At 41.1% G+C, this 24341-nt stretch carries 20 protein-coding genes and 1 tRNA gene; 7 read left to right on the top strand and 14 right to left on the bottom strand.

The window, feature by feature from the left end:
- Nucleotides 1-197: 197 nt before the first annotated feature.
- The gene (locus AB0756_RS35110) at nt 198-1337 is read right to left on the bottom strand and encodes a DNA cytosine methyltransferase (protein WP_038078818.1); all 1140 of its coding nucleotides are present in this window, start codon (nt 1335-1337) and stop codon (nt 198-200) included.
- A 463-nt stretch (nt 1338-1800) separates the two neighbouring features.
- On the opposite strand from AB0756_RS35110, the gene AB0756_RS35105 reads away from it, so the two are divergent.
- Entirely contained in the window at nt 1801-2307 is a 507-nt protein-coding gene (locus tag AB0756_RS35105; protein WP_050045723.1) for an ADP-ribosylglycohydrolase family protein, read from the top strand.
- A 287-nt stretch (nt 2308-2594) separates the two neighbouring features.
- Here the strand turns inward: AB0756_RS35105 and AB0756_RS35100 are convergent, their stop codons facing one another.
- The 7 genes from AB0756_RS35100 to AB0756_RS35070 form a co-directional block, all read right to left on the bottom strand.
- Nucleotides 2595-4061, bottom strand: a complete 1467-nt coding sequence (locus tag AB0756_RS35100) for a YcjF family protein (protein ID WP_038078816.1) — start codon at nt 4059-4061, stop codon at nt 2595-2597.
- Nucleotides 4062-4288: 227 nt separating this feature from the next.
- Nucleotides 4289-4365 (bottom strand) — tRNA-Met (locus tag AB0756_RS35095).
- Between the two features lie 156 nt (nt 4366-4521).
- Nucleotides 4522-5475 carry an asparaginase gene (locus AB0756_RS35090; protein WP_038078814.1) on the bottom strand — a complete coding sequence of 318 codons (954 nt, stop codon included), beginning with the start codon at nt 5473-5475 and terminating at the stop codon, nt 4522-4524.
- Between the two features lie 98 nt (nt 5476-5573).
- The gene (locus tag AB0756_RS35085; RefSeq protein WP_038078812.1) at nt 5574-6074 is read right to left on the bottom strand and encodes a CGLD27 family protein; all 501 of its coding nucleotides are present in this window, start codon (nt 6072-6074) and stop codon (nt 5574-5576) included.
- Nucleotides 6075-6110: 36 nt separating this feature from the next.
- Entirely contained in the window at nt 6111-6572 is a 462-nt protein-coding gene (gene rsfS / locus AB0756_RS35080; protein WP_038078810.1) for a ribosome silencing factor, read from the bottom strand.
- Between the two features lie 740 nt (nt 6573-7312).
- Nucleotides 7313-8584: a glycosyltransferase family 4 protein gene (locus AB0756_RS35075; RefSeq protein ID WP_038078807.1), complete on the bottom strand. Its 1272-nt coding sequence runs from the start codon at nt 8582-8584 to the stop codon at nt 7313-7315.
- A gap of 516 nt (nt 8585-9100) precedes the next feature.
- On the bottom strand, nt 9101-10123 hold the full coding sequence (locus AB0756_RS35070; protein ID WP_137986338.1) for an exopolysaccharide biosynthesis polyprenyl glycosylphosphotransferase: 1023 nt from the start codon (nt 10121-10123) through the stop codon (nt 9101-9103).
- A 354-nt stretch (nt 10124-10477) separates the two neighbouring features.
- Between AB0756_RS35070 and AB0756_RS35065 the strand changes: the two genes are divergently transcribed.
- On the top strand, nt 10478-11275 hold the full coding sequence (locus tag AB0756_RS35065; RefSeq protein ID WP_038078804.1) for a 7-carboxy-7-deazaguanine synthase QueE: 798 nt from the start codon (nt 10478-10480) through the stop codon (nt 11273-11275).
- Nucleotides 11276-11510: 235 nt separating this feature from the next.
- Entirely contained in the window at nt 11511-12983 is a 1473-nt protein-coding gene (locus tag AB0756_RS35060; protein WP_038078801.1) for an esterase-like activity of phytase family protein, read from the top strand.
- A gap of 144 nt (nt 12984-13127) precedes the next feature.
- Here AB0756_RS35060 and AB0756_RS35055 read toward each other — a convergent pair whose 3' ends face one another.
- Both AB0756_RS35055 and AB0756_RS35050 read right to left on the bottom strand, forming a co-directional pair.
- Complete coding sequence (locus AB0756_RS35055) at nt 13128-13772, bottom strand: DUF3318 domain-containing protein (RefSeq protein WP_038078798.1); 645 nt, start codon at nt 13770-13772, stop codon at nt 13128-13130.
- 76 nt (nt 13773-13848) lie between these two features.
- Complete coding sequence (locus tag AB0756_RS35050) at nt 13849-14406, bottom strand: type III secretion system chaperone family protein (protein WP_038078795.1); 558 nt, start codon at nt 14404-14406, stop codon at nt 13849-13851.
- A gap of 509 nt (nt 14407-14915) precedes the next feature.
- Between AB0756_RS35050 and AB0756_RS35045 the strand changes: the two genes are divergently transcribed.
- The 4 genes from AB0756_RS35045 to AB0756_RS35030 all read left to right on the top strand — a co-directional run bounded on the left by AB0756_RS35045 (nt 14916) and on the right by AB0756_RS35030 (nt 19810).
- The gene (locus AB0756_RS35045; RefSeq protein WP_167844670.1) at nt 14916-17087 is read left to right on the top strand and encodes a sensor histidine kinase; all 2172 of its coding nucleotides are present in this window, start codon (nt 14916-14918) and stop codon (nt 17085-17087) included.
- A 120-nt stretch (nt 17088-17207) separates the two neighbouring features.
- Nucleotides 17208-17861 (top strand): response regulator, encoded by a 654-nt coding sequence (locus tag AB0756_RS35040; RefSeq protein ID WP_038078792.1) that lies wholly within the window; start codon nt 17208-17210, stop codon nt 17859-17861.
- Between the two features lie 174 nt (nt 17862-18035).
- On the top strand, nt 18036-18902 hold the full coding sequence (locus AB0756_RS35035) for a sensor histidine kinase (RefSeq protein ID WP_050045727.1): 867 nt from the start codon (nt 18036-18038) through the stop codon (nt 18900-18902).
- 116 nt (nt 18903-19018) lie between these two features.
- Nucleotides 19019-19810: a response regulator transcription factor gene (locus AB0756_RS35030; protein WP_038078790.1), complete on the top strand. Its 792-nt coding sequence runs from the start codon at nt 19019-19021 to the stop codon at nt 19808-19810.
- A gap of 62 nt (nt 19811-19872) precedes the next feature.
- Here AB0756_RS35030 and AB0756_RS35025 read toward each other — a convergent pair whose 3' ends face one another.
- The 4 genes from AB0756_RS35025 to AB0756_RS35010 form a co-directional block, all read right to left on the bottom strand.
- Entirely contained in the window at nt 19873-21576 is a 1704-nt protein-coding gene (locus AB0756_RS35025) for a pentapeptide repeat-containing protein (RefSeq protein WP_038078787.1), read from the bottom strand.
- Between the two features lie 376 nt (nt 21577-21952).
- Entirely contained in the window at nt 21953-23248 is a 1296-nt protein-coding gene (locus AB0756_RS35020) for a S8 family peptidase (protein WP_038078784.1), read from the bottom strand.
- A gap of 382 nt (nt 23249-23630) precedes the next feature.
- Nucleotides 23631-23834, bottom strand: coding sequence for a hypothetical protein (locus AB0756_RS35015; RefSeq protein WP_038078782.1), 204 nt, complete (start codon nt 23832-23834; stop codon nt 23631-23633).
- A 277-nt stretch (nt 23835-24111) separates the two neighbouring features.
- A partial coding sequence (locus tag AB0756_RS35010) for a hypothetical protein (RefSeq protein WP_408104039.1) occupies nt 24112-24341 on the bottom strand: 230 nt, incomplete at its 5' end.

The following is a 24341-nucleotide window of genomic DNA, read 5'->3' as shown; positions in this document are numbered from 1 at the left end:
TTATATAGTAGTCTTTGGGAGTGTGGAAAAGTCAAAGGCAAAGAGAATTCTCAGATGGGCAAGACTCGCCTTTGCTCACTGGCTCTTGCAGTGTAGTCTTGTCGCATTGTGTAGCGCGTGCTTTACGTATAGTATATGTCTAAGGATATACCCAGAAAAACCTCGCTTGTACAGGAGCAAATTTTCTTCACCTTTTGTCAGATATCGTCTAAAAAACCCAAAATAGTTTGAGCTAAAGCCTTTGAAGCTAAATAAGGAACGCCATTACCAATTGTTTTAAACATATTTGTCAGTGACATACTGTTGGGAAGTGAAAAACTTGCAGGCAAAGATTGAATTGCTAAAGCTTCAGCAACGGAAATTCGCCGCATTTTGTAGGGATGTAAATGTACTTCATTGTTACCGTAGCAAGCTGTGGGAGAATAACGCCATCTGTGAAGGCGTTTGTAAGATTTTTTGGAATCGTCTCCTTCATCAATAGTAGCGAATTTTCTGATACCTGCCCTTGGTTGAAAATAGTGCTGAGTATTGGGATGCTTCAGTACATCATTTTTTCTAAACCAGTACTCAACAGTAAGTTCTTGAGGAATACCATCAGGACAGGGCAAAATAGAGCCTTCCCGAAAGGGTTCGCAACGGCTCCAGTTATGGGAAAAAACTTTCTCTTTGGTATATACAATATATTTTTCCCAAGGAAAAACCCCTACAGGTAGAAATTTTTCCCCATTGAGTTTTATCCCCAAATCCCCAACCAACTCAAGTTGAAATCCAAGAAGAATAATTCTTTCTCTATCTTGTGGAACACCATATTCTATGGAATTGATTAACCTTTCTGTAAGTACATAACCAGCTTGAGTTAATTTTTGCTTTAGCCCTTCAAAGAACAAACGGTGTTTCTTTGTCTTCCACAAACCCTTTACATTCTCGAACAGAAAAAAATCTGGTAAAGCTTCACAAATTAATTCAACATAAGCAGCCGACAGTTTGCCATTCTCTCCAAATTGCCCTCTATTTTTTCCACCAATAGAAAAATCAGGGCAGGGAGGACCACCAATAAATCCCACAATATTATTAGATTTACGGCAATCAGCTACCAATTCACGCAAGCGCAAAATTTGTGCTTCTTCAGTCAGTTTTGCTACGTCGCCTTCTTCCCTTTGATGATAACCGTATTCTGGCAATGGAAGGTTGAGACTAGAACGTGAATAGCGGTATGCCTCCATGAAAGGAGAGAAAACTTCATTCACATAAACAATATGGAAACCACTCGTTTCAAAACCCAAATCTAGAAAACCCGAACCAGCAAAAAAGGAAAATATTCTGGGGCTTAAATTCATTTAATAACTGTGACACGCTTTGATAATATTTAATGGCATTTTTTAATTAATCTATTTTTGTTATGTCCCCATCTGACTGGGACATTATTGCCCTCACTCTAGAAGAGTGGGGCTATACAAACAAAGCCTGCCTTCGCAGGCTAATTGTATGCAGCTTCATATTAAATTGGTATAAGATGCGATCGCCGTTAGTCACTGCGATATCTTGTCCGGCAAATTAAGTATAATAAAACCTCGGTAGACTTGTTTGTGTCTTTACGCTTTTGCGTGAAATAAACCATAATTGTTTAACTGGACATAATGGTAGTCGTTGTTGACGCAGTAAAGAGATCGCTGCTGAGAGCTAGTTTCCTTTGAAAGCAGTGTTAGATTCTGCCGAGCAACGGGGAAAACTGGAAATAGGTGTTTAAATAATGTTCTTTATGAAAACATCTTTTCCAACACAAAAGGATGCTGTTATTGGTTGCTTACTTGGAACAGCTATTGGAGATGCTATTGGGCTGCCTTTGGAAGGGTTATCTCAGAAAATGACAGTGCTCAAGCAAATCACACAGCAGCATTGTTTGCGGCTCAGTGTAAAATTAGTTCTGGTATTAGTGGCTACGTATATCACACCGTACCTGTCGTTGTCCAAGTTTGGTTGAGACACCAGCGCAGCTATAGGGATGCAATTGAAGAAATTGTTCGCCTTGGAGGAGATACCGACACTACCGCCGCTATTGTAGGTGGAATTATAGGTGCTGGTGTAGGCACATCGGGTTTACCTAAAGATTGGCTGAATAGCTTGTACGAATACCCTAGAACTGTGGAATGGATGAAATCTTTGGGTGAAAGATTATTTGAGGTATCAAGTAGCGGTAAAAATCAACTTCCTTTGCCCTTATCAATACCAGGACTATTGGTGAGAAATGTGCTTTTCTTGTTGATTGTCCTCGGACATGGATTTCGTCGATTACTGCCGCCTTATTGATTAAATTATTACTGCTTCAAGCAAAAAATTTGCTTGGCAAAAATCTTTATAAAGACTCGACATGGGACTCTATCTATATATATGAAAATTTTTCTAACAAACCAAAATCCGAGCAGTGTTGTATTCAAATGTAATTTTATTGCTTCCTCTTGATTTATAAAAGTTACCCTATTTTAAAATCGCGATCGCCAACCATAACTGGTCTAACTTTGAGTTTCCTCGCTGTTGCCAATTCTACAGTTAAGCGATCGCTCAATAGAGCGGTAAAAATTTGCACAAACTACCCACTAAGCAACAGTCTCAGCAGCAGTTAGTTCAGCTTCAGGGACTTCTGGTAACAGACGCTTGACGCCTTGCTTAACAAAGCCCTGCAAAAATCCGATTTGCTGGCTTTGCTGAAACACCCTTTGCAAATTTTGCCCCAACTTCTCAAGATTTAACGCAGTTCCAGAATTTGTAGCTATTTCCTGCTGTTGGAAATATTCCACTAAACTCAATCCCGCCAATCGGGTGAGGTAAGCTGCACTGACTCCCTGTACTAAACCACCTGCTACAAAGGTGACAGCATTACTCTTAAGTACGATACCAATTGCTTTGGAAGAAAGTTCCACTAAACCCAGTTTTACCATCAAACTTCCCATTGTTCCCGCTACAGTTTGTGCTTGTTCCAAGGAAAGTTTTTGCTGGTAGATTTTACCCAAATCCACAACCATTTGGGCATTAATCGCGGCTGTTGCCAGAACATCAAGCGCTGGAACTGGGTTGGCAAATGCAGCTGCTGCTGCTATCCACTGATATTGTTCAATAATTGGTACGCTGCGATCGCGTCTGATACCATTGAGTAAATCTTTTGCTTCAGCTTTCAGCAACAAAGCTTTTCTCATGGTCGTTCCCCACACAAGTTGCTGTGCTTGCTGTGCCAAAACTTCACCCAAGTGCTGGGTTAACTGCTGAACATCTGGGGCTGGTACCTCCAGCCATTCTTGTATGGAACCATCTTCCTGATGCTTGCGTACTTTGATAGTTGCAGGAGAGGCTGCAACTGCGACTACAGATGAAGGTACGCGTTGTTTTAGGGACTGCAAAACGCTCACACGTTCATCTGGCAAATACTGGTCTTGTTTGTTAAAAACCAGAATTGTGCTTTGATTTGCACCCTTGAGTTGCTGTAAGGCTTGAAATTCAGTATCTGTTAAATCCCCATTTGTAAGAAATAGGACGAGATCGGATTTTTGTGCTTCTACAAACACATCAGCATCTGACTTCTCGCCTGCTTCTACAAACAAAGGAGATGTTTCTTGGAAATGTAGGGACGATCGGTATCCTGTCTCTACACTTTGCTCGAGCACCTCAATCAAGGTAGTTTTACCTACTAACTTACCGCCAGTGACAGTAGCTAGAATCTGTTGCCTGTCTAACTCCGCCGTGAGATTTGCAACTTGTTCTTGTTGTAGAGAAGCGATACGTCGCTTCTCTACAGAGTCTTCTGCTTCTTGTGTTAGTTGGTTAACCACAGATTGGGTTTTTGCAATAGCAACTTCCACTGTTTCCCTATCTACAGGCATACCATTTAGCAGTTGGGTACTATCCTTGGGACGGTTTTTTTGAAACAACCACAAACCGCCGCCAACTGCTAAGAGACTCAGTAAGCCAAATTCACCCACCTGTACCAATGAATCTTGCAAACTGTCTAACATCCAAAGGGAAAAGGACAGTCCCAATCCTCCCACTAAAATTGGTCGCCGCAACTTCACAAACCTAGTTCTCCGTAATCTTTGGATCGATTCTTCTTAAGAATAGCTCACAAGCCTGCTTCTCCAAACTCCATTGGCGAATGCACCAATTTTTCTTTACATTCAGCAACTTGCACGATTTAAGTTTGGTCGGATTACCGATTTCTTCAAGAAGTTGCTCATCTGACCAATTATCAAATACAAAAAACGAAACCCTACAATGATGATTGTAGGGTTTCGTTTTAATTTGGTAGCGGGAAGTGGATTTGAACCACTGACCTTCGGGTTATGAGCCCGACGAGCTACCAGGCTGCTCTATCCCGCGTCGCTCTGTCTTCTCTACTATAGCAACAGGTTTAGAAATTTGACAAGTCCTAATAAAAAAATTTTGGAATTTTCTGGGGAGCAGGATCTGGGGTTAGGGAAAAGACTGCTCGTAATTCCACTTTTGCTAACACCCCAAACCCTTATCCCTAACCCCTTACAATAAGGATAATTCTCCCAGAACTTCTAAACGCTTGTACTTACCGAAGTTCATAAACTTTTCCGACAGGACATCCGCTACGCTGGGAGTAATCCAGCCTAACTGCTGAAGTATATGAATGGCCGCAGCGTGTTTTGCTCGCTTCGATCCATCAATAACTTTAATTGCCAATCCCATGCCTTCACCGAGTCTGCCAATGCACTGTACGCCCTCAGCACCGGATTTACTGACCAGTTCGCCCGGTGTGGCACGCATCAATTCCGTGTCAAATTCTCCCTCCCCTGCTACCATAACTGGATGATGGGTCATGGCTCGGACGATGCGCTCCATATCTAAACTGCTACGAGAAGCTAGCTGAGCGTATAGTGCTCCCATTTGCCCAAGTTGTAACAAGTAGGTAGGAGCACCACAATCGTCATGGGCGCTGATAAATTCTTCGGATGGCATTCGCAGCAATTCCGATACTTTACTAAGAATCAATTGCTGCACTGGGTGTCTGCGGTGCAAATAGTTATTGAGCGACCAATTACACTGCTGACAAACAGCTAGCATTCCAGCATGTTTACCAGAACAATTGTATTCTAGGGGGCTGCGTTTACCTTCAGGAATGGGACATTGGAGTGCTGAAGGGTCTACATCAGCCCGCCAAAGAATATTAAATACTTGTCTTACTTGCTCTATCGTTCCCTTGTGGGAACTGGTAACGATCGCTAGGTCTTTGTCGCTGAGGTCATAGCGTTCTAGGGTACCTGTGCTAGTCACAGCGAGTGCTTGAAATGGTTTCAGTGCTGAACGAACAAACGTGCTTGTTTCAGCATTACCAGCAACGGATAGAATCCGCCCGCGATTATCACAGATCGCTGCTTGGACTATGTGCTTTGACTCTATAATGCCTTCTCGCAGTAACCTAACTTCTAGTGCGGTGGCTTGTGTTCGTTTTCCCATTGTCATGGGTAAAAGTATACCATAATTGTGTCAATTGTCCTCAGTCCTCGGTCATTGGTCATTTGTTTTGTGCAAATGACCAATGACAAATGACCAATGACTATTTAAACTAAGTGCCAAACTATCGTACCAGCAACGAACAACACAGCCAAGCCAGCAAATGAAATTTGTAATCTCTGAAGGATGGGTTTGATCGAGTAGGTCACTATCAGTCGATCGCGTGTTACGATTTCCTGTGGTTTTGTCCAGGTTTGACCGTCGTACCAACCCGACTCTTCGTAAAAAATAATCGGACTCATCAGGCGGTCTCGGATATAAGACCAACCCAAATATAACCGCACCAGTACTAATATGACTCCAACACTTGCGCCTGCGGCACTGCTGAGAATAAATTGTGCTGTATGCTTGTGTGGAGCAAAACTTGTCGCCGCTATTGGTCCTGCTACTATTGACGATAACACCCAAATAAGCGCGATTTTAGTGATATACTCGCTCCAATTTAAGGTACAGTCACGAAATAGCCAGGACGATTTTAATTCTTCGTACTCGTTAAGCGGTTGTTGTTCTGTTGGTACTGGGCAATTTGAGACCGAAGACTTTATCATGTTGGCTGACTCCCACCGTCTGATTTACAAAGCTGGTTACTCCAGTTCGCGTGCTTTTGTTGCGGATGTTATATACTCTATACGTTCTGCGTGTCCCCAGAACGCTTCCAAATTATAAAACTCCCGTTCTTTGGGAAACATAACATGAACAATAACCTCGCCGTAATCTAACAGCACCCACGTTGCTTCTGCTTTCCCTTCTGTCCGCAAGGGGCGTCTTGACCACTCAGTTTCTAATTTATCTTCCACTGCATCCGCTATCGCCCTGACCTGTACCCTGGAGTAGCCCGTCATGACGACGAAGTAGTCCGCCAAATAAGAGACATCTCCTATCTTAAGTATCAGAATATCACCTGCTTTGCGGTCAGACCCTGCTTCGGCAATAGTCCAAGCCATCTTTCCACTCACGTCGTTGTCATCTATAGGTGGGTTTCCTGCTGAACTGTTTGTCACCGTGATAGATTGCCTTGGGAAATTTGTTTGAAAAGAATCAGTCATTAAACCTCAGCTGCTGTATCTCTTTAGTAATATTTTTTTACAAGTTCTGCCAAACAATCAAGAATTGGAATGAACTTTGCAACTGTGAGACCTGGTTTTTTTGAATACTAACAAAAAAACAGGTGTCTGTGCATTATGCTCTACACCTTAGAGCCTTCGATGTCCATCCTTGAAGAAATCAATTACGCCTTGTATGACTTGCTAAGGAATTAAGCAAGAATTTTCTAGTAAAAATCTGAGATTGCAATCGCAGGTCAATCACAAAGCGCGATCGATGTTTTCATGGCTTGCAATTCTTAAAGCTTGCAATTCTTAAAGCTTGCAATTCGGAAGCGTTGCCGCCTCTTGATTCCAGTTTGTGTGATAAAAACACAATACAGGAATGCGGACTCATGCCCAGTCTATCCAAAGTACGATCGGCTATAGCTTGCAATACTTCTTCATCATTCACATAAAATCTATCCATTACCAGGATAGCACTTAGGTGTGGATTTAACACGTGGAAGCGATCGCCAAAAGTTGTTGATTGTTGACTGTCAGCAATTAACAGTTAGCAAGCAACAACTATTGCAATAGCTGCGACCGTTTGCAAATCAAGATTGTAAGGTTGTGTAGAGTGTACCCTGTCGTAGAGAAAATTAAGCCCTACTTGTTTAGATGCTGTGGTGTTGCGTACTATCTGATTTGCAATTCCTGGTCTAGCTATCAAAATTCACAACGTTACGAATGCTCCAGAGGTGTCAAACTTCCTGTTCTGATACGATTTTTGGCTCAATCACTGAGTTCTCGTCTGTCAGCGAGTAAAATAGGGATTCATACTGGCTTAAAGCTTGATCGAAAGAATACTGGTCAATAGCAAATTTCCGACTATTGTATCCCAAAGTTTTAACTTTTTCTGGATGTTGATACAACTCTAAAATAGCGTCTGCTAAAGCCTGTGGGTCTTCTGGAGGGACAATCACCCCACCACCACTTTGTTTAATAGCTCTTGCTGCCGTACCATTTTTGGGAACAGAACCAATCAATGCTCTACCACTAGCCAGTAAAACTTGAATCTTCGAGGGCATATTGAAGGAAATCACATTTTTCTTTTGCACAACCAAACCTACGTCAGCGGCTGCTAGCATTTCTGGCAGAGTTTCGCGAGGCTGAAAAGGTAGTAGTAAAACATTATCTGCACCCGATGCATGACAAGCGTTATGCAATCGCTGTAAACCTTTCTCCTCACCAACAATCACAAAAGCAATCTCTGGAATATGACGCAGCATAGCAGCTGCTTTCACCACAGTTTCTAAACCTTGGGTGAGGGCGATATTGCCAGAATATGAAATAACAAATTTGCCCTCTAAATTGTGTTTTGCGCGGAAAGTGTTATTTTCTTTAGACAGGGGGCGAATAAAGTTGGTATCAACCCAGTTAGGAATTTGGACGATTTTTCTTCCCGGTACACCTTTAGCCTGCAAGTTATCCACAAAACCGTCAGCGATGACACTGATTTTGGTAGCACTTGCGTAAGCAAATTTTTCCAGTAATGCAAAGGCTCTAATAAGCCATTTATTCTTTAATAAACCAACGTGAACAGCAGCTTCTGGGAGTATATCCTGGAGATTTAAGACAACAGGGCAGCTGTGCAGCACGCCAAGAAGAGCCGTTGGCAAACAACTAGGTAGAGATGGAGAAGTCGAAAGAATAACATCCGGACGCCAACCAAACAGCGCTGGGAAGAAACTTGTGAACACGTAGCTTGCATCTAGCAACATCCGATCTAGTAGATTGGGCTGCGGACGAATCCACACGTAACTTCTTTGAATTTCAACCCCATTTTTGTATTCAGTATGGTACCATTTGCCCCGATAGTCCTTGTAGATCTGACGTTCTGGGTAATTAGGCATAGCGGTAACGACACGCACTTGGTGTCCGCGTTTAACCAATCCCTCAGCGAGTTCAGTCATCAAGGGAGCAATGCCTATCGGTTCTGGGTAATAGTTGTACGAGTAAATTAAAATACGCATAATTGGTTATTCTTGTACTCCTAGTCTGAAGAACCCTGGTGTCTTATTAATGACAACATTTGCTTGTGACCTGTTTCCGCACGTTATGTGTGCTTAATTAAAATTTTCGCTTCAGAACCATTCAAATGTCAGTTTTTTTTGTTGAAGATTAAGTAAAATTTGATGCTTCATTTTTGAGCATACGTAATAAATTTAGAGTTAAGAATATTTTGTATTTATATTTTTGAAATAGTGTATATACTTAGATAGAAATTTTATTTCTATAGGTTATAGTCCTGATGTAAAAACTCAGAAAAAGACGTAAAAGGCATAAATTTCAGAGCTAAGGTTTGAAAAAATTCTGGGTTTCACTATGAAAAGTTAGATACCTAACTTCTTAAAGAAGCCGGAGATCCAGAATTGTCAACTTTATCTCGGTATAGCAAATAAAAAAACACGGAGAAAAGTACTGAAATTTCCTCCGTGTTTCTAGCATCAGGCTCTATCGTAAGGTTTGAATTCAATCTGATTTATTGCTCAAACAGCTCCACTGTTTTTATTAAACAAAATCATAACTGTTCTAAAAATCAGCTTCAAATCGTACATAAAGCTCCAATTTTTCTGGTATTGCAAATCCATCCGAATAACATCCTCAAATTTACGGATAGTAGAACGACCGTTAACTTGCCATTCTCCAGTCATTCCTGGCTTGACATCCAAACGTTGCCATTCTGGAACTTCATAACGCTCGACTTCGTCTGGTGTAGGTGGTCTAGTTCCGACTAAACTCATATCTCCTTTGAGAACGTTCCAAAATTGTGGCAGTTCATCTAAACTACTACGCCGCAAAAAACGACCTACTTTAGTAACTCTCGGGTCATTGTCTATTTTAAAAAATGCCCCTTGTACCTGGTTTTGCTTCTCTAATTCAGCTTTGCGAGCTTCAGCATCAATGTACATTGAACGAAATTTCCAAATCTGAAAGCGCTGTCCCATCCAACCACAACGGGTTTGAGAGAAAAAAATCGGACCCGGACTGTCGAGTCTAATTGCAAGAGCAATGGGAATCAATAAAATCCCTGTGATAAACAAACCAATTAACGAACCCACAATATCTGTTAACCGCTTCATCCAAGAACGGACAGAAGGATGGGTGGCTGGTAGTTGCTCTTCTAATTGGCGGTTGATAGATGGACTTTCCGCTTGAGACTCTAAATTGAAAACTTTGTCTAACCCTGTAAGATTAAGTACTGCCGTGACCTGCGGAGTTACGTTACGAAGTGTAAATTTAATATTTTTTTCTTGAGCTATTTTGAGGTTACTGACTAGAGCACCTAAACCACTACTATCCATGAAAATAGTTTGATGAAAATCAATGATGATTTCCATCGGACTGGGGGTTCGCTCAGTTATCTCTTGGCAGGTCTGCTTAAAGGCTACAGCCTCTAGCACACTTAACCGTGCGGGTACCTGCACAATTGCCGTGTCATTTGAGAACATTATAGGAAAATTCACCTCTTTGGGTTGGCCAGTCATTAAGCCCTGCACTTTCATTGCCATGTCTATATAATTTGCCAAACAAATTGTGTTCTAGCAAATAGTCACTACTGATAAACTATCAGTGGTAAAAATAACTAGTCACTAGGAAGTTGATTGAGAGGAGCGATCGTTAGGAACGATTCAAAATAGAACAAGAAGTTACTGAAAGTCTGAAGTTTGAAAAACAAAGGATGATACAAGCATAAAGGATAAAAAAACGAGGTATGAATTACTTTATACTTCAATTTCCACTTCGTTATTCTTGACTTTTGTCTTAAATTCATACTTCACGCCTTATACTTCATACTTCTTTCATGAAACATACACATTCCTGTTCTTGTGCCAACGAAGGCGCATACGCGTTGCTAACATCACATGACTGCTAAAACTACTGTTACACCTACCGCACGCCTGATAGAAATTTTTTCCGCCATACAAGGGGAAGGACTGAATGTAGGAACACGTCAGATCTTTATTCGCTTTGCTTTGTGTGACTTGCGCTGTCACTTTTGTGATAGCGCTCATACTTGGCATGCACCCGCCACCTGTAGGATAGAACGGACCCCTGGATTGCGTGACTTTGAAACTTACTCTAACCCCGTTACACTACCTGCGTTACTTCAGTGGGTCGAGTGGCAGAATTTGCCTTTCGTACATGATACTATCAGCCTAACAGGAGGCGAACCTCTTCTGCACGCATCATTCTTGCTAGAATTCTTACCTCAAGTGCGCTCTGTTACGGGTTTGCCAATATACTTGGAAACTGGCGGACACCGTCCAAAACAACTAGCGGCAATATTACCTTATTTAGATTCAGTAGGGATGGATTTCAAATTACCCAGTACTAGTGGTGAAAGTCACTGGCAAGAACACGCAGAGTTTCTCCAACTCTGTCATACTGCAAAAGTTGAACTCTTTGTCAAGCTCATTGTTTCTCAAACAACTGACCCTTCAGAATTGGAACGTTCGGCGGAATTGGTGGCGTCTGTCGATCCATCGATCCCAGTCTTTTTACAGCCCGTTACTCCTCTAGATACCTCGCTGAATCTGACAGATAAACCTCAACTTGCGCCTTTTCCAGAGCAAGTTTTAACTTGGCAAGCTTTGATGAAGCGATTGGTTAAGCAGGTGCGGGTGATACCTCAAACTCACAAAATGCTGAATCAGCTTTAAGTAAATGGTTAGTGGTTAGTAGTAATAAGAACCACTAACTATTAACTAATTTATGTGAATAGTTAATAGTTAGTAGTAATAAGAACCACTAACGACTCGCTAATTTATAAAGATATTATCAAGTAAAACTCTATTACGTGAAGTTTTGAAGTAGTAAAGATTACATATTCAATATTTAACCTGTTCTTAATAGGGAGGTCGGATGCTAAAAAAATCAATTTCCTAATCCTTGACCATGATTTACATAAAACACATACTTTGTGCGATCGGGTGTTCGTTTATCATGTCTAGCTTGAGTATCGCAGGGTTTGCCTCATCAGCACGCGGTATTTCCCTGGCTAACACTCTTGTGCTCCCCGCTGAAGGTACAGATTTATACCCATTTCCAGGAAGCAGTGCCAATATTAATCGTTTGGGATATTTCTCCGATCTCTACTACGATCGCTATAACAACGTGTACTATGCATTAGGCGATCGCGGTCCTGGAGGTGGAGTCATCTCCTACCAAACACGAGTACAAAAATTGACTTTAGATGTAGACCCTAAGACTGGAGCCATTTCCAACTTTAAGGTACTAGAGACCATCTTATTTACCAAAGATGGTCAAAATTTTAACGGTTTGAATCCAGAAAAACTCAATGGCAATCCAAGCAATTTAGGGCTCAGTCTCGATCCTGAGGGGTTTGCCATTGCACCCAATGGGAATTTCTACATTTCTGACGAATACGGTCCATCCGTCTATGAATTTAAACCAGATGGTTCTTTTGTAAGAGCATTTGCAACACCACAAAATCTCCTGCCTAAAGAAACTAATGGTGATTTAAACTTTGTTGATGGGCGTCCCACCATTACCAACGGTCGCCAAGACAACAGAGGATTTGAAGGATTAACTCTTAGCCCAGATGCAAAAAAACTGTATGCTTTGCTGCAAGATCCTTTAGTTAATGAAGGTTCACCAGATGGAAGACGCAGCCGCAACCTAAGGTTGGTAGAATTTGACACAGCAACAGGACAAAATACTGCTCAGTATATTTATCAGCTTGAAAGTCTCACTAGTATTAACGATCGCATTCCTGGAACAAAAGATGATTTTGGAGACAACTCCCAAGGGCGTAATATTGGTATCAGTGCTATTTCAGCCTTGAACGATAAAGAATTCTTAGTGCTAGAAAGAGATAATCGCGGGATTGGAGTAGACGATCCATTGGGAACAGCACCTGTTGCTAGCAAACGTGTCTACAAAATTGACTTAACTGACGCAACAGATGTAAGCAATATTAGCTTAGTAGGAACTAACACTTTACCTACAGGGGTTAAAGCGGTTGGTAAAACCTTATTCTTAGACATTGCTGAGTCTTTGAAGACAGCAGGACAAACAATACCAGAAAAGTTTGAGGGTCTGGCGATCGGTCCCAAACTCAGTGATGGTTCTTATGCACTCTTATTGGGAACTGATAATGACTTTAGCGTTACCCAAAATGATGACGATGTTCAATTCGATGTTTGTACTAACGGTACTCAAGTCGCAATTGACAGTGGCTGTCCAGATGGCAGTTCTCTAATTCCCGCATACCTTTATTCATTTAAGGTAAGTGCTTCTGAGTTAGGCAAATTTATTCCATCCCAAAAAGTACCCGAGCCTACAGCAACTATTGGGCTGTTATTACTGGGTGGTATAAGTAGTTTATTACTCAAGCAACGTAAATAATTATTAAAGCGATCGGCAATCAGCAACACATGAGCGATCGCCGATCGGTCCAGTCCTGCAGGCGGATTTCCCGCCCCAGGAAACTGGCAAAACCATATAGCCTGCGGCATTGCGTAGCATCCCCGTAAGGAGATAGGATCACTCTTAAAATGCTCCCTCTTCTAAATTTTTAGATTTTGCCTTTGCTTTATTCGCACTCCGCTTGAGAGAGGAAAGCCTTGCTTCAAATTTAGACCGTTGCCGTTTGCTAGGAGTTGTATCAATTAAAGTTTTTAAAGCACTCCCCAAGCTTTTGTAAGCGTTGGGAAGAGTATAGCCAAAACGAGTTGCTAGGGCTATAGCCTTCTCATCAGCTTCTACTAATTCTTTTAATTGCTTCTCACCATTGTTTTTTTGGTACAGCCGCCAGCCTGAGACTCCGCACAAAGCCAAAGCCAGTACTAGCAGCAACCCATCTTGAACCCACAGTTCGCCAACAGCACCACCCAAACCAATTGCAAGGGCTGCCATTTCCCAACCGTCTTTAGGAATAGTATCATTTTGAATGCGAGCGACTTCATGCCAGAATAACAAGTTGCGCTGATCCATTGCCAGTGCATCCCATTTAGCCAAGTCAATTTGAATTTCTACCTGGTCTTTACCAATTTCTTCAGAACGAATCAGGGGTGGATTCACCTCAGTCGTACCTTCAACCGTAACCCAGCTTTGTAATTCTGGCGGTAATAAGCCTTTTAACCGCCTGAGTTCGCTCATTTCTGCTCTAGCACTAGAGGTTGCATAAGATGTCATATTATTCAGAAGGGTGAAAACTTCAGTATATAGAGAGTATCACTTTGGAGTATAGCGATTTCACCAGCAAAACGGCTCAGTCGTTCGGAAAACTCCCACGCCTTTTTCGGGCTTCCATTGCCTTTTCCAAAACGTCTAGCAATCCTGGAGCTTGTTCTTGAATGCTCAATAAAATTCTCTCTCCAAGTTCCACATTCCCCGGATCTTGACCTGTTTCCATAACTTCTGTCAGTCGGGGCACTGCCACCGTATCTACAAGCTGAATTAACCCGTGCAAACAACGGTTAAATTGCTTTTCTGTCAGAATTGAGTCTTCTAGTGGAAACTCAATAATAGCACGAATTTCACCGTCTGATGGGTCGTACTCCCATTGCAACATTTTCGTTTCCCAGGAAATGGAAAGCATTGTTTGCAGTATCGCAGCTTTGTAAGGATGTTCTTGGATACCCGATAGCACTTGGGGCGCAAAGAGACGGAAGAACCTTCCTTCTTCATCCAGTTGAACAACAATGAGAAAATCCTCTAAGTTATCACTTTCTACTCCTGTAATAATACGGTCATCTTCTTCATCAATACGATATTCCCAACCAAGGTTGTCTAAATACTTGGCGATTTGCTGCAGATTTGCTGCCATAAAAGCCTCATAGTTCAATGGAGCCTGCGTTACCAGACCTAGTTTAACCTGCCAGGGTCAAGACGTAGAATGCTATTGTTACCTTCTGTTTTATTGACTCCTGTTCTCTACACACAAGTATTTGTCAAATAAATGACACCAAAATGACAGAAACCCATGTTTTTAAGGTCGATTGTTCTTTAAAGCTCATTTTTTAGACTGTTACCTTCTACTAAATATTTTACCAAATTGCGTTTTAATATATGATACACAACGGGACTATAAAAATTTACATAAAAATAATAATCACTCCGACTAACTGTACCAGAAAAAAACTCAGTAATTTTCTGTAATTTTCAGCAAGCATTGGTTGTTAGGATTTAAAAATTTAATTCATTTTTTTCATAAAAAAATCTGGAATTAAGACTCACCAACGAGAAGTAAACTTGTACATCCGGAAAGATTTTTAGCTAGTTGCAGCGTGGCATGATTGTAAGTATCGCAGTTTTAATTGCGAGGGGGGCGATCGCATGGGTTGGGAAGAACTTACCTCAGTTTACGAGCAACTACATCATTGTGCATTTCAAATTGAAGACATTGCCAGAGTTAAGGAGCGTCAACGTATCGCCCGCGACCTGCATGATTCGTTGGGACACGCGCTGACAGCGCTCAATATTCAGTTGCAAACTGCTCTCAAGCTTTGGAAGCTTGACCCTGCTAAGGCTGAATGTTTTCTCATACAGGCTCAACGGCTTGGCACAACCGCTATGAAGGAGGTGCGGCAATCTGTCTGTTCTTTACGAGCAACAGCAAAGGCGGACCAGTCTCACCAGTCTCTAGAACCACTGATTGAATCTTTAGTAGAAGATTTTCGGCAAGTTAGCGACGTATCAATTTCGACTTGTATAACTCTGTCTGCTATTTTGCCTCCTGAGGTAAGTACTACACTCTACCGAGTTGTGCAAGAATCTCTAACTAATATTCGCAAGCACGCAGCAGCAACAGCAGTACAAATTAAGATTCACCCCACTTCGTATGGAGTGCGGCTTGTAGTTGCTGACAACGGCAAAGGATTTAAACAGGATACCCTATCAAAGGGATTCGGACTTCAGGGGATGGCAGAACGAGTAGCAGCATTGGGAGGTCAAATAGACATTTATACAGAGCCGGGGAAGGGCTGTCAGATTAGGGCTGAGTTACCCTTACAACAGCAGCCTCCAGTACAGAAGTCTCTAGATTTTGGCGTTGATGTTTCTCCCTTAAAAGTTGCAGATTACCTAAAGCATTTGGTTCTTGCTGACAAACAATCGTTACAAAAGTTTGAAGCGAAGCCAAGAAAGCGCAGCCAAATAACAGTCGATTTGCCCTTACAGCAGCAGATTCTCACGCAGAACTCACTAGATTTTGCTGCTAGTGACGCCACCATAACTATAGTCAAGCCTGTAAAGCCCTTGGTTCTCAGTCGCGATCTCTCAATTCAGTTAGAAGAGATTTTAACCGAATACGTTGGCTCTATTGCCACAACCTTGCTGCAGAAACTAACAGAACAAACACAAAATCGTCAAGAACTTGTTACAAAACTACTGTTTTATATTCCCGAGCAGCAACGAACCGAGTTTGAGCAGCGCTTGTCGTTTCTTTTTGACTCATCCCCCAGCCCAGAGGAAATAATTTCAAGAGACTGGGGAAAAGAGCAGGGAGCCAAAGGAAAGGAAACACCTTCCCCTTCCTCTTTACCCTTGACGCTTTACCCTAATTTCTCTAAGAATTCTAAGTTACCTCTTCTTCAACTTAACGTTGAAACGGAGCAAGAATTGGGTGTCAAAATTGCGGTTGAGCAGCCGTTACAAGAGCAAGCTATGGCACAAGAGTGGCGAGATTTTGCTGCTAGTGTCTCTACCTCAGAAGTAGCAGACCTAAGAGAGCGTTTGGTTCTTTCTAACGAGCAATTGTTGCAGTTGGAAAACATTTTGGCAGAATACATTGGAATCACAATTGCCCCAATGCTATTGCAAGAAGTCGTAGAACAAACGACGACCTGTCAAGAACTTGTTGCAGAACTATTGCTTTACATTTGTGCTTCACAACGAACTGAATTCGAGCAGCAGTTGTCGTTTCTGTTTGACTCAAACCCTAGCGTAGATGAAACAACTCAAGAGCACTTTTCCGATCTCAGTTTTCAAACCATCAATGAGAGTTTTATTCGTCAGTGCGAGGAACAACTGATTGATTTGATAGGACCGTTTGCTCCGGTGTTGATTCAGGAAACGCTTCAGTCTTCACCTGGAATTTCTGCCTCGGAATTGGTAGAAGCCATAGCAACAAAAATTCCTGATGCTCAACTAGCTGTCGAATTTCGACAAGCATTAAGCAGTTTTCCTAACATTGAAACAGAGCAAGAAATTTTATCTTACATTCCTGCCGTTCGGGAAACTGAATTTGAGGAGCAAGTTGCATTTCTGTCTAATCCAGTCTCTAGAGAATATGACCTTGACTTGACCTATCAAAGCATTAATAAGAATTTTTTGTACCAATGCGAGCAACAACTAATAGATTTAGTAGGACCGATCGCTCCATTGCTTATTGAGGAAACGCTTGAGTCTTTGCCTGGAATTTCGCGAGCGGAATTGGTAGAAACAATAGCAGCAAAAATTCCCGATGCTCAAGTGGCTGGCGAATTTCAACGACGGATGGGTCTCTAAGTCGATTGGATTCCCTTAGATTCCTTCAGATTCTGCAGCGCTGTGAACCTAATGGTAGATTCGCCTCCAAATACTACGCAGCAGAATATCCATACATGAGTTTGACTTGAGGTGAATTAGATGATTCGTCTGTTACTGGTAGATGACCAAAGTTTAGTGCGTGACGGTATTAAAGCTATGCTTAGCTTAGAACCCGATTTGCAGATTGTTGGTACGGCTGACAACGGAAAAACCGCGATCGAGCTAGTAGAAGCACTGCAACCAGATGTGGTTTTGATGGATGTGCGGATGCCGATTATGGATGGTAAGGAAGCTACTCGCTCGATCGTCCAACACTTTCCAAAAGTTAAAGTCATTGTTCTCAGTACCTTTGATGATGATGAATACATTACCGAGTCGATACGGGCTGGAGCAAAGGGTTATTTGCTCAAAGATATGTTATCTGAAGAATTGGCAGAGTCAATTCGGTTTGTCCATCGCGGTTACTCACAATTAGCTCCCGGACTGCTGGAAAAGTTGGTCACTCAAGCTGCGGATTCAGCATCGAGGCGTAGCGAGACAACTCCAACAGTTTTGGCTGAGTTAACTGCTAGGGAACGAGATGTGTTGCGCTTAATTGGTAGGGGTGCTACCAATCGCGAAATTGCTCAGCAGCTTATTATCTCCGAAGGTACGGTGAAGACTTACGTTACCAATCTTTTTAACCGTTTGAACTTGAAGAACCGCTCGCAGCTTGCCATTTATGCTAATTCTGTAAGCTGGAATGAAAGTTAGGACAAACATTGACGAAAGTTTTAAGAAGATCTACTTATTGGCAAACTTTAGTCAGGGTGAATTTATCTATTTGTTGAAGTAGAAATTAAGACATTTTTCAGATGATTATTAGTAGTTAACAATTTAGGATAGAAGTATAAAGTGATTGAAAAGTATTTTTATCAAAACTAGATTATGTTTGTTCGCGATATCAACAAATGCCAACAGCCTTTCTTGACTTTACAAAGGGCACAAGAAGCACCAGAACAAAAAGTGCGAAAGCTTCTTGCTAAATTAAGTTATATGAACGAGCAATTATGTCATGAGAAAGCTTTACGTTTGCGGGCGGAGGCGGAACTAGAAAAGTCTCTTGCATTGACAAAGAAAGAGCCATTAGTTTCTATGATTTGCCATGAATTCCGTTCTTCACTGAACGTTATCTCCTTCTCCACTAGTTTACTTAAACGTCACCATCACAATTGGAGTGAGGAGAAAACACTACAGTATTTCCAGCGTCTTCAAACAACAGTCGAACAGCTCGGTCAACTGATGGACGAACTTCTAACGATCGAGAGAGCAGAAGCAGGAAAGCTAGAGTTTGAGCCTACATCGGTTAATTTGATCTCATTCTGCCATGATATATTAACTCAAATGAATTTGAGTGAAAACTCTCAGAACGCAATTAATTTTGTGATACAAGGTGATAGCAAAGCAGTTTGTATAGATAAAAAATTATTGCAGCCTGTTCTTACGAATTTATTATCGAACGCGATTAAATATTCCCCCAATGGTAGTACAGTTGATATGATACTCTCCTATCTAGATGAAGAAGTTATTTTTACGATAAAAGATAGGGGAATTGGCATTCCAAAAGCAGATCGACAACGGCTGTTTGAGCCATTTCATCGTGGTGGAAATGTCGGTGATAAACCGGGTACTGGATTGGGTTTAGCAATTGTCAAAAAATTTGTGGATATACATGGTGGGGAAATCATTATAGAGAGTGAAGTGGGTGTTGGTACTACGTTTACGATCGCATTGCCATGCCAAATGTGTCACTAATACCTACACAGTGAGGTAATACCAACTTGAGAAAAGAAGGCAACAAATAATTGAGCGAAATTAAGTCCAAGCAGGACTTTGTCAATCTATAATCGAAAATCCAAAATATACAAACTATGACAAAAGTTTTAGTAATTGAAGATGAAGTAGAAAGTCGAAATATATTTCTTGAATGCCTCGAAGCAGAAGGGTTTGATACTATCAGTGCAGAAAACGGTCTGATAGGCGTTCAGAAAGCACAAGAAAACTTGCCCGACCTCATTATTTGTGACGTTTCCATGCCAGAATTAGATGGTTATGGTGTCCTCACCTCATTACGCCAAAACACGGGAACAGCAAGGATTCCCTTTATTTTTCTTAGTGCCAAGAGTACAAAGGCTGAGGTGCGTCAAGGCATGACGCTTGGTGCTGATGACTATCTCACCAAGCCTACTACAGCAGAGGAATTATTAGAAGCGATCGCTACCCGACTGAAAAAACAAGCAACTATTAAGGAGTGGTACGAGACTCAATCACCACAAGTCACACCACCTCCTGCTAATACCGCTCCATCAGCCGACTCCCAGTCATCCTCTCCTGCTAGCCCTCAGTTGAAGGAGGTTTTTGACTTTATCGAAGCCAATTATCACCAAGCTATAAGCTTAAGTGACGTAGCCCAAGCCGTGGGTTATTCCCCAGCATACTTAACTGACTTAATGCGACGCCAAACAGGAAAGACGGTACATCAATGGATCGTAGAGCACCGAATGACAAAGGCATGCTCATTGCTTTTGGAAACCAAGCAGTCAGTAGAACAGATTGCGGAAGCAGTGGGTTATCAATATGTAGGGTGTTTCTTTCGTCAATTTCGTATCAGCTTTGGAACTACCCCTCAAGTTTGGCGCAACCAGAAGATACGCAAAGATTGAAGTCAGGGGCTTCCACATAAGGAATATCTCAAAATTTCTTATTATTAATAGAAATTTATTTATTAATAGCTATTCCTAACACTACCATTAGGCATGATAGTTTTATGAAATATTGCTCCTGACAAATTTGCACCTTCTAAAATTGCACCTTCAAAGTTAGTATTAGTGAGATTAGCGTTGCTGAGATCGGCATAACTTAAATCAATATATTTCAAAATAGAATTACTTAAGTTTGTATTAGATAAATCAACTTCACGTAAATTAATTTTACTAAAAAAGATATGAGATAGATTTGCACCTGCTACAAGATATATAGCTTTTGATAAATCAATACCATTAGGAAAAATAGTAGCTGAATTATAAAATGCTCCCCTGAAATCGGTATTAGCTACTATACTGTAGCTGAGGTCAGCATTACTTAAATCAGCCCCAGCTAAACGAGCATTTGTAAGGTTAGTACCTGCTAAGTTTGTACCTTTTAAATTTGCATGACTTAAACGAGTATTACTAAGATTAGATTCACTCATGTTAGTACCGCTAAAATTTACATCATTTAAATAAAGACCACTTAAGTTAGCTCTACTTAAATCAAGTGAGTGTAAATCTTTGCAAGATAAAAGAGATTTGCCATATCCAGACAAATCTACACCAGAGGTAATTGGTATAGCTTGGGATAAATCCACATTTTCAGGGAAAATTGTTTCTGAACAGTAAATTGCTTCACTTAAGTTTGCCCCTGCTAAGTCTGCTTCACTAAAATTGGCACGTATTAAATCAGTCTTACTGAGATTTGTATTTCTTAATATAGCTCTGGTTAAATTTGCTTTATTCAGTATTGCTCTGGCTAAATTGGCATTACTTAAATCGGCTTCTGTTAAGTTAGCATTTATTAAATCTGTTAAAACAAAACCATGTTCACCTACATCTAATCTAGCTCCTTTTAAGTTAGCTTTTTTTAAATTACTTCCTCTAAAAGATGTGCTACTTAATTTGCTTTCTTCTAAATTGATACCTTCTAAATTAGCATTTAGGAAAAAAATTTCAATTAACCAAGCACCACTTAAGTTCGCATTACTCATATTTACATCTTTTAAAGAAGCATTCCATAGTTTTATGCCAGGAAGCTGTACATCACTTAAATTTACTCCTTGCAAATCAGAAAGCCTTAATTCTACACAACTAAAATTATTAGTAAAATCTCTTTCTCCTCGTGCATAGCGTAGCAACAAAGTATCCTTAATCGCCGCCGGATTACGATTATTGTTACAAATACTACCGCTTGGCATAATAGTGTTGCACAAAATAGCATGCATTAATTCTGGAGAGCCACTTGTATTCTCAACTTGAGCATTACGTAAATTCGTATTTTTCAGATTTGTATCTTCAAGATTTGTGTCAATTATTACTGTATTTTCTAGATTTGCATCCTCTAGATTTGCTCCTTCTAAACTGCTTTCAAGTATTGTACAATTTATTAAATTCGCCCTTTTTAAGCTGGCGTACTGAAAATTGCAGTTAGTTAAATTGGTATTACTCAAATCTGCTTCATCTAGAACTGCGTAGCGTAAGCTAGCACCTTCTAAATCAATGCCTCTAAGAATAGTTCGTTGAAGATTAGCTCCATGTAACTCGGCATCTCTTAACTTAGAGTTGCTTAAATTAGCACCGCTCAAGTTAATCCCTATTAAATTGGCACTCCTTAAACTAATGCCTATAAAATTTCTTTCCCCAGAGGTGTACTGTGTGAGTAAATTTTCAATATCCATACATAACTCAAATAAATTGTTTAAATACTAATAACAGTATCTCCTTATAAGATAAATCCTGCCACTAAGTTAAGTGCAACCTTGCAAGAAATGTACGCAGCACTGGCTACTGAAAGCTTTGCTATCCCTCAACTATGACAATTAATGTAAGAATTTTCGCACTGGATTTTCTGACTTAGTCAAGCCTGAAATAAGGGCAATAACAAATTTAGACATTGAGATTAACCAAATTCCGTGTTATTGCAATACTGCTCTGCGGGTTCATGTGCTTATACGTACTTAGTAATTTCCCACCCTATTTTCCCTTAACCGAGCAGTAGTAAATTCCATTTATAAAGGACGGGTAAGAAAACCCGTCCCAAAATCAGGGATTTTACTATTTGTAGTTTTCTAAAAAGACGTTGGCTTGTAGCTTGTACGAAAGTTGATCAACGCTTGAGTGAACTAGAGCAAGACTCAAGCTAGACTTAGTTCTGGTTTTAGACTTTTGCTGATTGCGTTGCAGAAAGACACCAGCAATTAAAACACTGACACACAGCAAAGCAGGAACTGCCGAAGGTTCGGGGATAGTTGTTGGTTTAGGCTGAACTCCCAGCGATAAGATCGCTCGATCTGCTCGAATCAAACCATAACCATATCTGGAATCAAAACCGGACAAAGGACTTTCAGCTGTATTTCTCAAAGCGTTATAGATTTCAGTAGGCGTTGCGTTCGGATTTGCCTGTAGTAGCAGCGCTGCGACTGCAGCAGTATACGGAGCAGACACCGAACTTCCGAAGAAGCTAAAGAATTGAGGATTGTCATAAGGACGAGCTTCTCCAGTCAAGTTGAAAGAAGTTGGTAGACCATCCGGAGCTACAACATCCGGTTTTAGAGATCCTGGATTCCCTTCCGAAGAGAAAGGCTCTATTTGCCCCTGCGTAATAGTAAGACCAGATCGAGTTGTGTAAAACTGTGCATTCCCATAGTACACAGCTCCGACACTCAATGCATTTGGGTTATTGACGTGCCCGTATATTGGTAAATTGGGAAACTCATTACCTGCGGAACTAAAGTAAGAAATTCCCCGATCGAAGACTGCGTTAATTGCTTGGTTGATCGGTCCGTCTGGCGGCTCCAAATCCTGCAAGTTTGAAGGTACATCAGGAATACTTTGGGGGAATAAACCTCTATCATCCACAATAATATTGGCTCCGACAGCCCCTAGAGCTTGAATACCCTGACTAATAACATTTACGTCTCCCGCACCCGAGTAAAACGCTAATTTAGCGCCTGGAGCTATAGCATGAACGATCTGCAAGATAGCGCGACCCTCATCTGTAGGATCGTCCTCAGTAATGGTAGGGTCTGCATCTGAATAGTCCTGTAAAACTTGAATATTTGAGGGTAGGTAACCGTCGGCAATATTAGTGGCATAGTTATCGACCTTCCCCAAACTGTCAAAACTGTTTGGCGAAGTATTAAAGCTGTCAGATATTACACCGATGGTGATTCCAGTACCATCCAAACCATAGCGATCGCGTAAAATATCGACTCCTGTGGCTTTGGCAGCGGCTTCAATTGGTAAGGAGAAGGTAGCTGCTTGAACCTTGGCAACAAAGCCTACCAGGGCAACAGTTGTTGCGATCGCCCCTGAAGTAACAGTTTTTTGAAAGAGTTTCACATTTTTCATAGCGTTTACAAACCTTCACAAGATTTTTCGTAAAACGTAAAATTTTATACTTATTTTGTCTGGTTAAGCTTACACTTAAACCATTAGCTTTCCGTACTATCGTGCCTTCTGCTTCTTTAGGAGTATTTAGCGTGCAATTTCTACATAAAAGCTACAGCTTGAAAGGACAACGAATACGGAAACTAGAATATCAATATAAAAACTACAACTTCAATTTGAATTCTTTAGGAAAGACAATCAAAAAAATTAACAGTCATTGAATGAGAGACTTAAGTGCTAATTATGCAACAAAACCCAGTGAACGAAGAAGAATTCTCTATAAAAGTTCACTGGGTTATAACAATTTGTCACTGGACGTAATTACCAAAAAGTTCAGTTTAGCTTAGACGGATTTGTTGGCGTTCCGGGCAAAACTCCAAGCAACGCAAGCTTTTACGAAACTCCAACCCAGACATACGCCACCTGCAACTTCTTCGAGAGCTTCATCAGATAATTCGCCTTCGGTCTTGGGTGCAGTTGATTCCGTGTTGAACTCGGTGTTGGTATCGAGAGCTTGAGAGATGGCTTGATTGAGTTCGTCTTGCATTTTTTTGTCTCCTATTTTTTAATTTGTTGAGCGAGTGAAAGTCAGTAGCTCGCAAACTTGGGTAAATCAATGTAGAAATAAGGGTTTCAGCCATTGTCACTCTGATAGGTAAAGAGCATTTGTTTAATAGAAATCGCCTTGTGAAAGTGAAGGTCGTGACCTTGGCCGAAATACTGATGAGAATGTGTTTTCTCAATACAAGAGCGTCCTACTAAAATCTTCATGTAGTAACACTTCTAAAAACTTTGCGATCTACTGACAGTAATTGGTATAAGTCTTAGACGGATTTGTTAGCGTTATAAACAAAACTCCAACCCCTGCAAGGTTTTGGTTTTAGATGAGTCCAACCCAGACATATGCCACCTGCAACTTCTTCGAGGGCTTCATCGGATAATTCGCCTTCGGTCTTTGGTGCAGTTGATTCCGTGTTGAACTCGGTGTTGGTGTCGAGAGCTTGAGAGATAACTTGTTTGAGTTCGTCTTGCATTTTTTTGTCTCCTATTGTTT

It is taken from the genome of Tolypothrix campylonemoides VB511288_2 (assembly GCF_045999855.1).
Lineage (GTDB): Bacteria > Cyanobacteriota > Cyanobacteriia > Cyanobacteriales > Nostocaceae > Scytonema > Scytonema bouteillei_A.
Note: the sequence above shows the minus strand (reverse complement) of the source record. Positions and strands in the feature narration are given on the sequence as shown.

What these genes read in the sequence shown, in the direction of transcription:
- AB0756_RS35035 (WP_050045727.1), top strand. Translation starts at nt 18,036, where the DNA reads ATGTTTGTTCGCGATATCAACAAATGCCAACAGCCTTTCTTGACTTTA.
- AB0756_RS35015 (WP_038078782.1), bottom strand. Translation starts at nt 23,834, where the DNA reads ATGCAAGACGAACTCAATCAAGCCATCTCTCAAGCTCTCGATACCAAC.
- AB0756_RS35110 (WP_038078818.1), bottom strand. Translation starts at nt 1,337, where the DNA reads ATGAATTTAAGCCCCAGAATATTTTCCTTTTTTGCTGGTTCGGGTTTT.
- AB0756_RS35070 (WP_137986338.1), bottom strand. Translation starts at nt 10,123, where the DNA reads ATGGCAATGAAAGTGCAGGGCTTAATGACTGGCCAACCCAAAGAGGTG.
- AB0756_RS35060 (WP_038078801.1), top strand. Translation starts at nt 11,511, where the DNA reads ATGATTTACATAAAACACATACTTTGTGCGATCGGGTGTTCGTTTATC.
- AB0756_RS35045 (WP_167844670.1), top strand. Translation starts at nt 14,916, where the DNA reads ATGGGTTGGGAAGAACTTACCTCAGTTTACGAGCAACTACATCATTGT.
- AB0756_RS35055 (WP_038078798.1), bottom strand. Translation starts at nt 13,772, where the DNA reads ATGACATCTTATGCAACCTCTAGTGCTAGAGCAGAAATGAGCGAACTC.
- AB0756_RS35050 (WP_038078795.1), bottom strand. Translation starts at nt 14,406, where the DNA reads ATGGCAGCAAATCTGCAGCAAATCGCCAAGTATTTAGACAACCTTGGT.
- AB0756_RS35090 (WP_038078814.1), bottom strand. Translation starts at nt 5,475, where the DNA reads ATGACAATGGGAAAACGAACACAAGCCACCGCACTAGAAGTTAGGTTA.
- AB0756_RS35085 (WP_038078812.1), bottom strand. Translation starts at nt 6,074, where the DNA reads ATGATAAAGTCTTCGGTCTCAAATTGCCCAGTACCAACAGAACAACAA.
- rsfS (WP_038078810.1), bottom strand. Translation starts at nt 6,572, where the DNA reads ATGACTGATTCTTTTCAAACAAATTTCCCAAGGCAATCTATCACGGTG.
- AB0756_RS35025 (WP_038078787.1), bottom strand. Translation starts at nt 21,576, where the DNA reads ATGGATATTGAAAATTTACTCACACAGTACACCTCTGGGGAAAGAAAT.
- AB0756_RS35030 (WP_038078790.1), top strand. Translation starts at nt 19,019, where the DNA reads ATGACAAAAGTTTTAGTAATTGAAGATGAAGTAGAAAGTCGAAATATA.
- AB0756_RS35065 (WP_038078804.1), top strand. Translation starts at nt 10,478, where the DNA reads ATGACTGCTAAAACTACTGTTACACCTACCGCACGCCTGATAGAAATT.
- AB0756_RS35040 (WP_038078792.1), top strand. Translation starts at nt 17,208, where the DNA reads ATGATTCGTCTGTTACTGGTAGATGACCAAAGTTTAGTGCGTGACGGT.
- AB0756_RS35075 (WP_038078807.1), bottom strand. Translation starts at nt 8,584, where the DNA reads ATGCGTATTTTAATTTACTCGTACAACTATTACCCAGAACCGATAGGC.
- AB0756_RS35020 (WP_038078784.1), bottom strand. Translation starts at nt 23,248, where the DNA reads ATGAAAAATGTGAAACTCTTTCAAAAAACTGTTACTTCAGGGGCGATC.